Here is a 13619-nt window from a genome sequence, read left to right on the forward strand (position 1 = left end):
CAAGTGAAACAATTAACCCATTACGATATTAAAAATAAAGAACAACAGTTTCCTATTACGATTGTTTGTGATGCTATTAGGACACCGGAAAACATTGGAATGTGCTTTCGTATTTCTGAAAGCTTTGGTGTTTCTAAAATATATTTACATAAAACATCTCCTTCTACTGAAAATAGAATTGTAAAAAAAACTGCCAGAAATACACTTCAACAAATTTCTTATGAGCTTTATGATGACTTTGAAACGACTATCCATCAGTTAAAAAAAGAAGGAAATACCATTATTGGTATTGAAATTACTGATGAGAGTATTGCTATTCAAGATTTCAATTTTGCTCAATATGAGAAAATCGTTTTACTTTTGGGAAGTGAACGCAATGGTATAGAAAATATTAATTTGGTAGATACAACAGTCGCTATACCAATGTATGGAAAAAATTCTTCTATGAATGTCATTCATAGTTTATCTATAGCACTGTATGAAGCTACCAATCAATTAAAAGACAAATAATGAAAGGAATTTTACTGATAAACCTTGGCTCTCCAGACAGCACTCAAGTTAAAGATGTGCGTAAATATTTAGATGAATTTTTAATGGATGAACGTGTTATTGACATCCCATACTGGAAGCGTTTCTTATTGATTAAGGGAATTATTTTACGTACGCGTCCAAAAAAATCAGCCGAGGCTTATAAAAAAATATGGTGGAAAGAAGGCTCTCCTCTCGTAGTTATTTCTGAACGTTTTACTAAAAAAGTAGCAAACAATACTGAAATGCCTGTTGCTTTAGCAATGAGATACGGATCTAACAATATTGAAAAAGGATTTAAAGAGTTAGTAAATAAAGGAGTAAACGATATTTTAATTGTTCCTTTATATCCTCATTATGCAATGTCTTCTACTGAAACCGTGGAGGTAAAAGCAGAGGAAGTAAGAACAAAATATTATCCACATGTAAAAACCGAAGTTCTTCCTTCTTTTTACAACCACCCTGACTATATCAAGGTAATGAGTGATAATCTCAAAAAAAATCTAGAAGATTTCGATTACGATCATATTTTATTTTCTTACCATGGCATTCCTGAGCGACATATTTTAAAATCCGATCCAACAAAACAGCATTGTAAAATTGATGGCAGTTGTTGTGAAACGGCCTCTGTTGCCCATAAAACTTGCTACCGACATCAATGTTTTGAAACCACCAAAGAAATTGCTAAAAAATTAGGCTTAAAAGAAAGTAACTATAGTAATTCTTTTCAATCAAGATTACTAAAAGATCCTTGGCTAAAGCCTTATACTGATTTTGAGTTGGAACGACTTCCTAAAGAAGAAGGTAAAAAGAATCTTGCCGTTATTACTCCTGCCTTTGTAGCTGATTGCTTAGAAACCCTAGAAGAAATAGCTATGGAAGGTAAAGAAGAGTTTATGGAGAATGGAGGAGAAACTTATAAACACATTCCTTGTATGAATGATAATGATGACTGGGTTGCTGTTATGAATAAATGGATTGATACATGGGCTGCAAAATAACATAGATAATATATAGTTGAGGTTTGTACAATACTTTTTCTACAAAACCTCAACTTAAAATTGCCTTAGATACGATATCTAAAGCGTTACTAAATTTCAATTTTATGGATTTTTTATACGTAAAAGCGCTACACATTATTTTTGTAGTCACCTGGTTTGCTGGATTATTTTATATGGTTCGTTTATTTATTTATCATGCTGAAGCAGAAAAAAAACCAGATCCTGCTAAAGAAATTTTACAAACTCAATACCAACTAATGGAAAAGCGACTATGGTATATTATCACATGGCCTTCTGCTATTTTAGCTAGCTTCTTTGCTTTTTGGCTATTATATAAGAATCCCATTTATTTAGAAATGCCTTGGATGCATGTAAAACTTTCTTTTGTTTTAGCCTTATATTTTTACCAAGGAGCTTGCCATAAAATGTTTCAACAATTTCAAAAAAATAACATAAAGTATTCTTCTTTTAAACTTCGTATTTGGAATGAAGTTGCCACTATTATTTTATTTGCAATTGTATTTTTAGTGGTCTTAAAAAGCGCCATCAATTGGGTATGGGGAGTCGTTGGCATTCTTTTAGTATCTATTTTATTAATGCTAAGCATTCGATTGTACAAAAAAGTACGCGCCAAAAAGAACTGGGATAAACAGGTTCAAGAATTAATTGACAAAGACCAAAACAGCAATTAAAACCAAAGAGCTCACTTAAACAAATCCTATTAAGAGAAGTTAAAAAATTAATCCATAACTTATACCTTAACTTCTCTCAAATGAACAGGGGCGTTTTAATTGACAATTACTTTTACTTTTTTAATTTATTGTTTCAAAAATATTCAAATGCTTTTTCAATACTCCTGATGGAGTATTTTTTGTTTCATCAAAAACTTTTGTATCTCCAAACAAAATAAAACTATCTTTTGCTCTAGAAACAGCTACATTTAACATATTAGGTTTATTATCTTTATCAAAGAATAATGTTCCTTCATCTTCGCTACTATATACAGAACTAAACAGTACAATACTTCGTTCTGCTCCTTGCAATGCATGTACCGTTCCTAATTTAATAGCATTTACTTTAAATCCACCATCTATCAATGCTTTTGACAATTCCGTTTTCTGACTTGTAAACGGCGTGATGATTCCCAGTACTTCCTCTACCGAACTAACATCATAAGCTTCTTTGATTGCTTCCTTATTTTTATGTAACCAAGAAATAATCGCTTTTACTTCACTCAAATTACAACGACTATTATACTTTCTTTCACTTACCCCTTCTATATGATATGCCATCATTGACGGAAATATTTGATCTGCTTTTGCTTTTCCTTTCATTGGTTTCAACACTCCTCCATAAGCAAGTTCATTACAAAAACCTATTATTTCATCATTGCACCTTCTGTGCTCAAGCAACACCAATCCTTTTTCTTTTTCAGCAATTAATGCCGTTTCAAATTCACATGCATTTTGAGCCATTTTCATAATACTCCCACTCGAAGCTAAAAATCCAATATCATCCAAATAATCTCCTTGACTAGCACTTATTTCTATATTTTCGCTTGCCAAATTTCCAATATCAATTTTTTTAGGAATCGACCAAATAGGCTCTATTTGCTTTAAATCGCCTACTACAATAGCCTTTTGGGCTAAAGAAAATACAGGGATACTTACTTCAGGAGTCACCTGCCCCGCTTCATCGATAATTAACAGATCTAAAAAATTATACAAAGGGAGATATTCAAAAAGCGGGTTTCCTTCTTCGCTTTCTCCTTGGTACTGACTGTATAAGAAATGGGTAGGCGCCATATAAAAAGTTGCTACAAAACAAGGCGTTAACATTGCTCTTCTCTTCCACTTAGCTTTTACTGCATTTTCTCCTGTTCCTTTTTCGGTGCCATTTTCCAGCGCCTCCTCCGTTGCTAGCAGCCATCTAGCTTCCCAATAGTGAATTGCCAACAAAAATACCTTATGACGTAAGGTAACATCTATCTCGTCATAAAAAAAGCGATGTTCCTTACTTCCCTTTGCCATTTTTTCATACTCAAACTCCCACATTTTTGATTCTGAAACAAAAGGATATCCTTTAATATTATTTTGCTGCCTCCATTTATTTAGCCTTAAATTTGACTGCAACGCTAAATTTAGGTCTGCAATACATTTTTTTATAAATGACAAAGCTTTTTCATTGCTTGACAGCTGCTCTTCAGCTACTTTAAAAATATGATTTTCATTTGCTTCTAATAAGTTATCCGTTTTAAAATAATAGCGTATTTGATCTATAAAATTAGCTTCCTTTGCAGCTCCTTTTAACTTTGTTATCAACTCCCTCCAATCTTGCAATTGTGAAAGTTTAAAAGTGTTTTTTTGAATATAATCTTCTTTCCTTAATAAAAAACTATTTACATTGTCTATTGAATTGATATAATTGCTAGAGATTTCTACCCCTTCTATCAACTGATCTTCAATCAACATAATTTCTTCTTGAAGATTCATACAAGCTTCTTCTAGTGAATTTACACCGAAATCAAAATAATCATTATACTTATTTAAAAAATAATTTTCTGCGTCATATATATACTCCTCATTTTCTAAATCGCATAAGGTTCCTTCGTGCCCAAATAAATTCCCTTTTAAATAATTAATCTCTTTTAAAGATTTTTCATTTTTAGAATTCGAAGGCAAATAGGTTGCATAGCCATGAAAATCAGGAATCCAGCGTTCTGAAAGCCCTTCTAAACTACTTTCAGAATTGATAAAACTATCTATAATATTAGTTACTGCTTGATTGTTACTCGAACATGCTAATATAATAGGCGCCTCTTCTCCATGAATTGCTGCTTTTACTACCTCAGTTGCTACCAAACTTTGTAATAAAGTTGTTTTACCTGTTCCTGGAGGTCCATTTACTGCCGAAATAGCATTACTTTCTGCTGTTAAAAAAGATAATAACGTTTTACGTTGACTTATTGACAAAGGAAACTTATCTGACATCTGCCCTAAATGCAAATGATTGTAATTCAAAAAACCTTCGTCTGTAACAGGAGGTTTTCGCAATCTGTCATTGGGACTGATTATTTTAGATAACAAGGGCAACTCTTCTCTTTCCTTTAATATATTTTGATATAAGAAAAGAATGCTTTTTGCCGTTGCTATTTTCGAGCTTGTTGCAAAATACATTACTTTATATAAAGTATGATACCCCCTTGCTTTATAGTTACCTAAATTACTATGCGTTATCTCAGAAAAAACATCATTTATATACAACCAATAATCGCTCCATGCAACTCGTTCTTCTTCTTCATCTACAACTTCTGGCCCCTCAAGGTCTCTAGCTTCAATAACTGCATCAATAGAAGAAAAAATAAAATCATTTTTAGCATCAGCTATTGGATCTAAAAAATTTCTTACGATTAAAGGGAATAACTCTTTAGGAGCTGATAATTGCCCTAAACGATTTAATGTTGCACTGATCCAAAAAGGGTGTATTTCTTTCTTTTTTGCATTTTTATCCTTTGATTCGTAAACTAAAGAAAAAGGTGCTATCAGTATTTCTGTTTCTTCAACTTTATGCCATTTATCAGTATCTTTTTTAGTAATTCCTCTTAGCCTATTAATCCTCCTTTCCTCTGCATCAAGTATGCTCGTCGCGTTTTTTCCTATAATAGCTCCAACACTTAAATCACAACTATTTTCATTAAACAAGTTTTTAATCCTTGTAATATCTACTGCTAAATTCTCACTGTCTGATAAACTATTTTTATAATATTTCAACCAGTTTCTTTCGTTACTCATTCTGCCCCCTTTAATTTGAATTAGTAATTTATTTTCTAAAAAAAGAGTGCGAAAATAAGTTTAAAATTGGTTTTTATTTAAGAAAGAAAATTTTTTTATTAAGTAAATTATGCTATTTATAGGATAAAAATTTATAGTCTCCAAATCTCTATTTCAGAACTAAATCAACACGATACTATTTAATTTTCAGCATCTAGAACCTCCTAAAAAAATAAAAGACTGACAACACAACACTTTAAAGACTATTTTGCTACCTGTATCTAATCTTATCTTACTATTAAAATCATCACTATGCCTATTGTCAATTTCCTTATTCTTTCCTACTCTACGAAAAGTTTTATACGGGAACGTTTTATCTAAAAACAGCCGCTATCACAAAACAAGCAATTCTTTCCACTCATTAGACTCTGCAACTGATTTTATAATATTATTTCTTTTCTTTAATAAATTAGTCATGTATTTCTTAAGAAAAAGAATGTCTGCCAGTTTTCCTAAAATTCCCAGAGGAGCTTTATACTCGAAACAATCAATCATTAAAGTTTCTCTTTTCTTTGTATATCTAAAGTAATGCTTATGCTTAAACTCCTTAAAAGCTCCTTGCTCCATTTCATCCATAAAATAATTTGGTCTATCAAACGCTGTAATTCTTGAAGTTAATTTTTGATAAACCCCCATATGCTTAGCTCTCCATGTTACAAACTCACCCATAGCAATCAAACCTTTTGTTCTTCCTGCAACAGCCTCCTCTTTAGTTTCCTTTGTAGATATTTTATGTAGGTCTATGCTTCTAGAAAGATCGAAGACAATACTCTTTTCTGCTTTTATTTTAGTTTGGAGTTTTATAATTGGCATTGTTATTAACTATATATTCTTTATCGTTTCTACTAATTCTTCAATCATTAACTTAAAATTCATCATCACATCCAAACATCATACACGTTACTCATTTTTTCCAGCTAAAGGTAACCATTCCTTTAGAAAACTTACCCTTATTATCTCAAAATAATAGCGTATATTCAGCAGAAATACCTACAATAGCCTTTTTAAAAATATTTGCGAACAATCTTTATTTTTACACTTTACCTCTAAGATACTCGAAATAACATCTTTTCGCACCATAAATTTCCTGATACTATTTTTTACTCTATCGCTACAATTTATTTACTACTTTTAAAAACGATTTAAGCTTTATATTACTATGACGAAATTTATACTAACTATTATATTGACATTCCTCTCTAATTTGATATGGACTCAAAACGAACATGATATCTCCGAATTTAGCCCTGTTTTAAATCAATTTTATGATGTCAGGGATTTTTGTATTTCAAATGATGGAAAAGAAGCTTTCGTTACACTTCAGGCTCCTAACGGTGTTATTTCTCAAATAGTAACTATTACGAAGAAAAACAATAAGTGGACAACTCCAAAACTTCTTCCTTTTTGCAACACTTATAAATATCTAGAACCTTTTTTATCTTCTGATGGTAAGCGTTTATTCTTTGTATCTGATAGACCTTTAACGAATACTTCTACTACTAGAAAAGATTTTGATATTTGGTATGTGGAAAGAGCAGATATAAATGCTGCATGGTCAAGTCCTGTAAATATAGGAAAACCTATTAGTTCAAATTTGGATGAATTTTACCCTACTCTTAGTGAGAATAATAATTTATATTTCACAATGAATTCCCCGAACGGAAGAGGAAAAGACGATATTTATTTTTCAAAATGGAATGGAACTACTTATTTACCTCCGGTACTTCTTAACGAAAATATTAACAGTAACGGATACGAATTCAATGCTTTTATTTCTAAAAAGGAAGATTTTATATTATTTACTAAGTACAATGAAAAAGGAGGACAAGGAAGTGGGGATTTATATATTTCTAAAAGAAATAGCAACGGAAAATGGGACAAAGCAGTAAATATGAACACTCCTATAAATACAAAATACATGGAGTATTGCCCTTTTTATGATGAAAAACGTCAAATTTTATACTTTACAAGTAAACGGCAAAATATAGCGCCTAAAAAATTTAAAGATATTGCCGATTTTAAAGAATATATTCAACAACATAAAAATGGACTTAGCAAAATTTATAAAATACCTATTAAACTGAACAGGTAAAAGCATTTATCTTTTGAATAGCTCTTTTTTTTTATAAAAGACTTTTCCTTACTTTCGCCAGCTTTAAATGACCTTTTAAACGATAAACCATGAAAAACTTATTAATTTTATGCATCGCTATTATTACATTGGGGACTTCTTGTTCTTCTAATGATGAAAAGAATTTGGACCCTCTTATAGGAAACTGGTACAAATTTTCTGAAAACAAAAAGGAAGTCAATGACTGCGAAAAGAAAACTACTCTTAATTTTAAAGAAAATGGAGATTACTCAATAAGCTTGTATGAAGCACTTACTAATGGAGACTGTATTAGTGATGGAATGGATACTGGAAAATGGGCTAACAAAGGAAATAATAACTACGGAATTATTCTTGCGGGAGATAATTTTGAAGTCATCCAAAAAATAACTTTTGGAGAAAACAGCAGTAGTTTTACTTTTACCGAAAAAGAAGAAGACGGAACAACTTATACAACTACTTATAAAAGAAAATAAACAAGCTAAAAAACGGATTTAAAAATTTAAATCCGTTTTTTATGCTTTTAATGATTGAGAAAAAGGAATTCTATTTACAATACTTCTTCCTAAAGTTACTTCATCAGCGTACTCTAATTCATCTCCTACAGAGATGCCTCTTGCAATCGTTGAGGTCGTAATTCTATATTTTTCAATTTGCTTATAAATATAGAAATTGGTAGTATCTCCTTCCATTGTTGAGCTCAATGCAAAAATAATTTCTTGTACAACTCCTTCTTTTACTTTATCTATCAAGGAATCTATCTGTAAATTTTGTGGACCAATACCCTCAATAGGTGATATTTTTCCTCCTAACACATGATATACTCCTTTAAATTGTGCCGTACTTTCAATAGCCATTACATCTCTAATATCTTCTACTACACAAATAATTTCAGCATTCCTGTTAGGATTACTACAAATATCACATAAAATAGTATCGGAAATATTATGACATTTCTTACATAGCTTTATTTCATTTCTTAAACTTATTAAAGCCTCTGTAAGATATTTTGTGTGATCCTTAGGTTGTTTTAATAAATGTAATACCAAACGAAGTGCAGTTCTTTTACCTATTCCTGGTAATCGAGATACTTCATTCACTGCATTTTCTAATAATTTAGATGAAAAATCCATAGCTGCAAAAGTACAATTTTTGCCCTATGATTTACCATTTTATTTAGGCTAAAAAAACTATCTTCGTGGCTCAAAACAAAAACGAAATTCACAATGAGTTTAGAAATAAAAAACCTAGCACCTAAAATAGTATGGGAGCACTTTGCAGACTTGAATGCAGTGCCTCGCCCTTCTAAGAAAGAAGAAAGAGTAATCCAATTTATGGTTGACTTTGGTAATAGATTACAACTTGAAACATTTGTTGATAAAGTTGGTAACGTAATCATACGTAAACCTGCTACTTCTGGAATGGAAAATAGAAAAATGGTGGTTATGCAAGGACATTTGGATATGGTACACCAAAAAAATTCAGATACTGTTTTTGACTTTGATACGGAAGGTATTAAAATGTTTGTGGAAGGAGACTGGGTAAAGGCCAAAGGAACTACCCTTGGTGCTGATAATGGTTTGGGCGTTGCTGCTATTATGGCTATTTTATCTTCAACTGATATTCCTCACCCTCCTATAGAAGCTTTATTCACCATTGATGAAGAAACAGGGATGACAGGTGCTTTGGGGCTGGAAGCAGGTATTTTACAAGGAGATATTTTATTAAATTTAGATACTGAAGAAGATGATGAAATAGGTATGGGATGTGCTGGTGGCGTGGATATTACTGCTACCAGAAATTATTCCGTAGAAACCGCTCCTGAAAATACTATTGCCTATGAAATTGCCATCACTGGACTAAATGGAGGGCATTCTGGAATGGATATTCATAAAGGCTTAGGAAACGCTAATAAAATTATGAATCGTTTACTATTTGATGGCTTTGAAAATTTCGGACTGCGTGTTGCTGAAATAAATGGAGGTAGTTTACGCAATGCTATTCCACGTGAAAGCTTTTCTAAAGTAGTGATTGATGCCGTTTCTAAAGAGCCTTTTTTATATGAGACTAGTGAACTTATCAAACACATTAAAACTGAATTTGCTACACTAGAACCCAATTTATCTATTGATTTAAAAGAAATAGAGGCTCCTAAAAATATAATGGATTTAGGAGTTCAAGAAGGACTTATAAAAGCACTTTATACCGCTCTTAATGGCGTGTACAGAATGAGTCCTGACATTGAAGGATTGGTAGAAACATCTAACAATATTGCTCGTGTTATTGTTAAAGATGGCACTATCAAAATAGGTTGTTTAACGCGTTCTTCTTCCGAAACAAACAAATGGGATTTAGCAAACTCTTTACGTGCTGCTTTTGAATTGGCTGGATTTAATGTTGAACTTTCAGGGTCATATCCAGGATGGCAACCCAATGTAAATTCAGAAATTTTAAAGCTAGTTGCTGATTTGTATGAGAAGTTACATCATCAAAAGCCAAATGTAGCTGCCTGTCACGCTGGTTTAGAGTGCGGTATTTTAGGGCAAAATTATCCGAATATGGATATGGTTTCTTTTGGTCCTAACATTAAAGGAGCACATTCTCCTGACGAAAGGGCACAAATTTCATCTACTCAGAAATTCTGGAACTTCTTATTAGAAATTCTAAAAAACATCCCTAAAAAATAAAAACGAACCATCTTCACTTTTGAATTAATTAATAAACTTGTTTGAACTCTCAATTAGGTTTAAATAAGTCTCACCAAAAGCCGCAATTAAAAAATTGCGGCTTTTTGCTTACTTTTACCAAATGAACTTTCTTGCTCATTTATATTTATCCGCTAACAACACCAATATTATGGTGGGTAATTTTATTGCAGATCACCTTAAAGGAAATAAATTTACTCATTATTCTCAAGAAATTCAGCAAGGAATAAAACTGCATAGAGCCATAGATACCTTTACTGACAAACACCCTATTGTAAGAAAAAGTAAGCGACGCCTGCATCCTAGATACAGGCATTACGATGGCGTTATCATAGATATTTTTTACGATCATTATTTAGCTAAAAATTGGCATTTATACTCGGCTATTCCTTTAAATCTTTATACGCAATCCATATACCATTTATTGCAAACAAATACTAGTATTCTTCCTAAAAGAACGCAAGAACTCCTCCCTTATATGATTTCCTTTGATTGGTTATACAATTACCAATTTTTAGATGGGATTGCAAAAGTCTTAAATGGAATGAACACGCGAACCAAAGGGCGCTCACAGATGAATTTAGCTATCAATGATTTGAAAGACCTTTATGCAGAGTTCGAAAGCGATTTTACCTTATTCTTTAAAGAGCTACAAGAATTTTGTAACCATAAACTAATAACTAAACACTTATTAACATGAAGAAGCTAGTAACTTATGTATGGATTATTGTTTTATTTACTCTTTGTAAAAACGCTAATCAAAAAGAAAAAACAGTTGGGCTCGTAAGCTCAAAAGCAATGGTTGTTTCTGCTAGAGAAGAGGCTTCTAAAATAGGTGTTAGCATTCTTAAAAAGGGAGGAAACGCTTTTGATGCAATGGTTGCTACTGAACTTGCCTTAGCTGTTGCTTATCCTTATGCTGGAAATATTGGCGGCGGTGGATTTATGGTATATCGAAAAAGCAACGGAGAAATAGGTGCCTTAGATTATAGAGAAAAAGCACCTCTTGCTGCTACTAAAAATATGTTTCTAAATAAAGAGGGAAACATCATCAAAAACAAAAGTACTCTTGGTGCTATGGCAGTAGGTATTCCAGGAACAATAGCAGGTGTTTTTGCTGCGCATAAAAGGTTTGGAAGCTTACCGATATCTATTATTTTAAAGCCTGTTATTGAACTAGCTAAACAAGGTGTTATTGTTACCAAAAAACAAGAAGAACGCATCAAAAAATACCAACCTTACTTTTTAAAAGCTAATAAAAAACCTATTCTTTTTGATACTGTTTGGAAAAAAAACGATACCATAAAATATATGGCACTGGCAAATACTTTACAGCGTATTTCAACCAATGGCCGTGATGAATTTTACAAAGGAGAAACTGCTAAAAGACTCGTAAAATTTATGCGAGAGAACGGAGGAATTATGACGGCGGAAGACCTTGCCAAATATAAAGCTAAATGGCGAACTCCTATTACTTTTAATTATGATGACTTACGTGTTATTTCAATGTCTCCGCCTTCAAGTGGAGGAATTTGCCTTGCTCAAATTATGAATGCTATTGAACCTTTTGATTTGAATACTTTCGGGCATAATAGTACAAAAACAATTCAAATCATTACAGAAGCTGAAAGACGTGCTTATGCAGATAGAAGTCACTTTTTAGGAGACCCTGATTTCGTTAAAATACCAATAGACACCTTAATTAGCAAAGCATATACCAAACATAGAATGGATAACTTCTCTTTTGCCAAGCCAACTCCCTCTAAAAATGTTTCACATGGCACCGTTGAAATGATAGAAAGTAACGAAACAACTCATTACTCTATTGTTGATAAATTTGGCAATGCGGTTTCTGTAACAACTACTATTAATGGTGCTTACGGCTCTAAATTATATTGCACTGATTTAGGTTTTTTCTTAAATAATGAAATGGACGATTTTAGTAGCAAGCCTGGTGTACCCAATATGTTTGGTTTAGTTGGTGCTAAAGCTAATGAAATTGCTCCTGAAAAACGTATGCTAAGTTCTATGACCCCAACCATCGTTGAAAAGAATGGAAAACTATGGATGGTTGTTGGAACCCCAGGAGGCTCTACTATTATTACCTCTGTTTTACAAACCATATTAAATGTACACGAATTTAATATGGGAATGCAAGAAGCCATCAACCAACCTCGTTTCCACCATCAATGGCTTCCTGATGAAATTATGATGGAACCTCACGGATTTGACACTAACGTAAAACAGGAATTACAAAAAATAGGATATCTTTTAAATGAAGAAAACGCTCCTGTCATAGGAAAAGTAGAGGGAATTTTAGTGCTTCCTGATGGAAAGTTAGAAGGAGGAGCTGACCCTAGAGGTGATGATAAAGCTGCTGGTTATTAACCTTTAAATAAAAAACACTTCTTTGACTCTTTTAGAAACTCATCAAGTACCTTCCTTAAAAAACCCTATTCGATTACAAGAATATGGAGTAGGCATTTTTAAAACAATTCCTACCAAATCCGGATTAAAAAAAGCAATAAAAAAAGGACTTATTCGAGTAGATAAAACTACCGCAACAACAGCACTGTTCATTAATGGAAATGAACGTATTGAATTATATAATTCTCCCAAAAACACATCTCATAAACCCTTTAATTTTCCTTTAAAAATTCTTTTTGAAGATGCTTACCTTGCTATCATTTATAAACCTCCTGGCATCTTAGTAAGTGGTAACTCTTTTGCTACTATAGACAATGCTTTACTTCAAAATTTAAAGAAAAGTACTTTATCCGATGCAGTACGCCCAAGGCCTGTACATCGACTTGATTATCCGACTAGTGGATTGCTTTTGGTGGGTAAAACAAGTACTAGTATCACAGCCTTAAATCAATTATTTGAGCACAAACAAATTCAGAAAACATATCATGCCGTAGCACTTGGCAAAATGGAGCAATACGGCACTATTAACTTTCCTATCAATAATAAAAAAGCCCTTACCCATTATAAAGTACTGCAAACTGTCCCTTCGCATCGTTTTAAGTTTTTAAATTTAGTAGAACTATCTCCGAAAACAGGAAGAAAACACCAATTAAGAAAACACCTACTAGCCATTAATTCTCCTATTTTAGGAGATAAAGATTATTACATCTCTAATCTCATATTAAAAGGAAAAGGTCTTTATTTACATGCTTCTTCTGTAAGTTTCATCCACCCTTTTACTGAAAAACATATAGTAATTACTAAAGAACTTCCTAAAAAATTTCTAGCTATATTTTCTACGTCTTGAGAAAATAATTTTACATTTGTAATATACTATATCTTTTTATAGTTATACTTATTATGCTAATGAAAATGATATTAAATCAATTGAAAACTCTTTTTGATTTCTGTCTTCAATATAACGAAATCTATTTTTATTACCTACAAGAAATAAAGGCTATAAAAATAGACTTCAATA

At 32.1% G+C, this 13619-nt stretch carries 12 protein-coding genes; 9 read left to right on the top strand and 3 right to left on the bottom strand.

The genetic code is table 11. The features are described from left to right. Window positions 1-3 precede the first annotated feature (3 nt). The 3 genes from MARIT_RS10115 (at window position 4) to MARIT_RS10125 (ending at window position 2221) form a co-directional block, all read left to right on the top strand. Window positions 4-510, top strand: a complete 507-nt coding sequence (locus MARIT_RS10115; protein ID WP_024741476.1) for a TrmH family RNA methyltransferase — start codon at window positions 4-6, stop codon at window positions 508-510. Further along, window positions 510-1529, top strand: coding sequence for a ferrochelatase (gene hemH / locus MARIT_RS10120; RefSeq protein ID WP_024741477.1), 1020 nt, complete (start codon window positions 510-512; stop codon window positions 1527-1529). The genes MARIT_RS10115 and hemH overlap by 1 nt, the downstream gene beginning before the upstream one ends. 104 nt (window positions 1530-1633) lie before the next feature. Continuing rightward, a complete protein-coding gene (locus MARIT_RS10125) occupies window positions 1634-2221 on the top strand; it encodes a CopD family protein (RefSeq protein WP_100211458.1) in 588 nt (195 codons plus the stop codon). A gap of 120 nt (window positions 2222-2341) precedes the next feature. Here MARIT_RS10125 and MARIT_RS10130 read toward each other — a convergent pair whose 3' ends face one another. Continuing rightward, the gene (locus MARIT_RS10130; RefSeq protein WP_100211459.1) at window positions 2342-5320 is read right to left on the bottom strand and encodes an AAA domain-containing protein; all 2979 of its coding nucleotides are present in this window, start codon (window positions 5318-5320) and stop codon (window positions 2342-2344) included. A 372-nt stretch (window positions 5321-5692) separates the two neighbouring features. Continuing rightward, on the bottom strand, window positions 5693-6172 hold the full coding sequence (locus tag MARIT_RS10135; protein WP_024741480.1) for an SRPBCC family protein: 480 nt from the start codon (window positions 6170-6172) through the stop codon (window positions 5693-5695). Window positions 6173-6518: 346 nt separating this feature from the next. On the opposite strand from MARIT_RS10135, the gene MARIT_RS10140 reads away from it, so the two are divergent. After that, window positions 6519-7451: a PD40 domain-containing protein gene (locus MARIT_RS10140; protein WP_100211460.1), complete on the top strand. Its 933-nt coding sequence runs from the start codon at window positions 6519-6521 to the stop codon at window positions 7449-7451. An 89-nt stretch (window positions 7452-7540) separates the two neighbouring features. Beyond that, window positions 7541-7945 carry a lipocalin-like domain-containing protein gene (locus MARIT_RS10145; protein ID WP_100211461.1) on the top strand — a complete coding sequence of 135 codons (405 nt, stop codon included), beginning with the start codon at window positions 7541-7543 and terminating at the stop codon, window positions 7943-7945. Between the two features lie 39 nt (window positions 7946-7984). On the opposite strand, the gene recR is transcribed toward MARIT_RS10145, so the two are convergent. Further along, complete coding sequence (gene recR, locus MARIT_RS10150) at window positions 7985-8602, bottom strand: recombination mediator RecR (protein WP_024741483.1); 618 nt, start codon at window positions 8600-8602, stop codon at window positions 7985-7987. Window positions 8603-8695: 93 nt separating this feature from the next. On the opposite strand from recR, the gene MARIT_RS10155 reads away from it, so the two are divergent. From MARIT_RS10155 to MARIT_RS10170, 4 genes are all read left to right on the top strand, one after another. Beyond that, entirely contained in the window at window positions 8696-10156 is a 1461-nt protein-coding gene (locus tag MARIT_RS10155) for an aminoacyl-histidine dipeptidase (RefSeq protein ID WP_100211462.1), read from the top strand. 121 nt (window positions 10157-10277) lie between these two features. Next, a complete protein-coding gene (locus tag MARIT_RS10160; RefSeq protein ID WP_231975136.1) occupies window positions 10278-10874 on the top strand; it encodes an acyl carrier protein phosphodiesterase in 597 nt (198 codons plus the stop codon). After that, on the top strand, window positions 10871-12562 hold the full coding sequence (gene ggt, locus MARIT_RS10165) for a gamma-glutamyltransferase (RefSeq protein ID WP_024741486.1): 1692 nt from the start codon (window positions 10871-10873) through the stop codon (window positions 12560-12562). Before MARIT_RS10160 ends, ggt begins: the two co-directional genes overlap by 4 nt. A 22-nt stretch (window positions 12563-12584) precedes the next feature. After that, window positions 12585-13448 (top strand): RluA family pseudouridine synthase, encoded by an 864-nt coding sequence (locus tag MARIT_RS10170; RefSeq protein ID WP_100211463.1) that lies wholly within the window; start codon window positions 12585-12587, stop codon window positions 13446-13448. Window positions 13449-13619: the final 171 nt, after the last annotated feature.

This window comes from Tenacibaculum maritimum NCIMB 2154, assembly GCF_900119795.1.
GTDB classification, from domain to species: domain Bacteria; phylum Bacteroidota; class Bacteroidia; order Flavobacteriales; family Flavobacteriaceae; genus Polaribacter; species Polaribacter maritimus.

Bases quoted from the DNA above. Each gene is read 5' to 3' on its own strand.
- MARIT_RS10145 (WP_100211461.1), top strand. From the start codon at position 7,541: ATGAAAAACTTATTAATTTTATGCATCGCTATTATTACATTGGGGACT.
- MARIT_RS10125 (WP_100211458.1), top strand. From the start codon at position 1,634: ATGGATTTTTTATACGTAAAAGCGCTACACATTATTTTTGTAGTCACC.
- MARIT_RS10140 (WP_100211460.1), top strand. From the start codon at position 6,519: ATGACGAAATTTATACTAACTATTATATTGACATTCCTCTCTAATTTG.
- hemH (WP_024741477.1), top strand. From the start codon at position 510: ATGAAAGGAATTTTACTGATAAACCTTGGCTCTCCAGACAGCACTCAA.
- ggt (WP_024741486.1), top strand. From the start codon at position 10,871: ATGAAGAAGCTAGTAACTTATGTATGGATTATTGTTTTATTTACTCTT.
- MARIT_RS10155 (WP_100211462.1), top strand. From the start codon at position 8,696: ATGAGTTTAGAAATAAAAAACCTAGCACCTAAAATAGTATGGGAGCAC.
- MARIT_RS10135 (WP_024741480.1), bottom strand. From the start codon at position 6,172: ATGCCAATTATAAAACTCCAAACTAAAATAAAAGCAGAAAAGAGTATT.
- MARIT_RS10130 (WP_100211459.1), bottom strand. From the start codon at position 5,320: ATGAGTAACGAAAGAAACTGGTTGAAATATTATAAAAATAGTTTATCA.
- MARIT_RS10160 (WP_231975136.1), top strand. From the start codon at position 10,278: ATGAACTTTCTTGCTCATTTATATTTATCCGCTAACAACACCAATATT.
- recR (WP_024741483.1), bottom strand. From the start codon at position 8,602: ATGGATTTTTCATCTAAATTATTAGAAAATGCAGTGAATGAAGTATCT.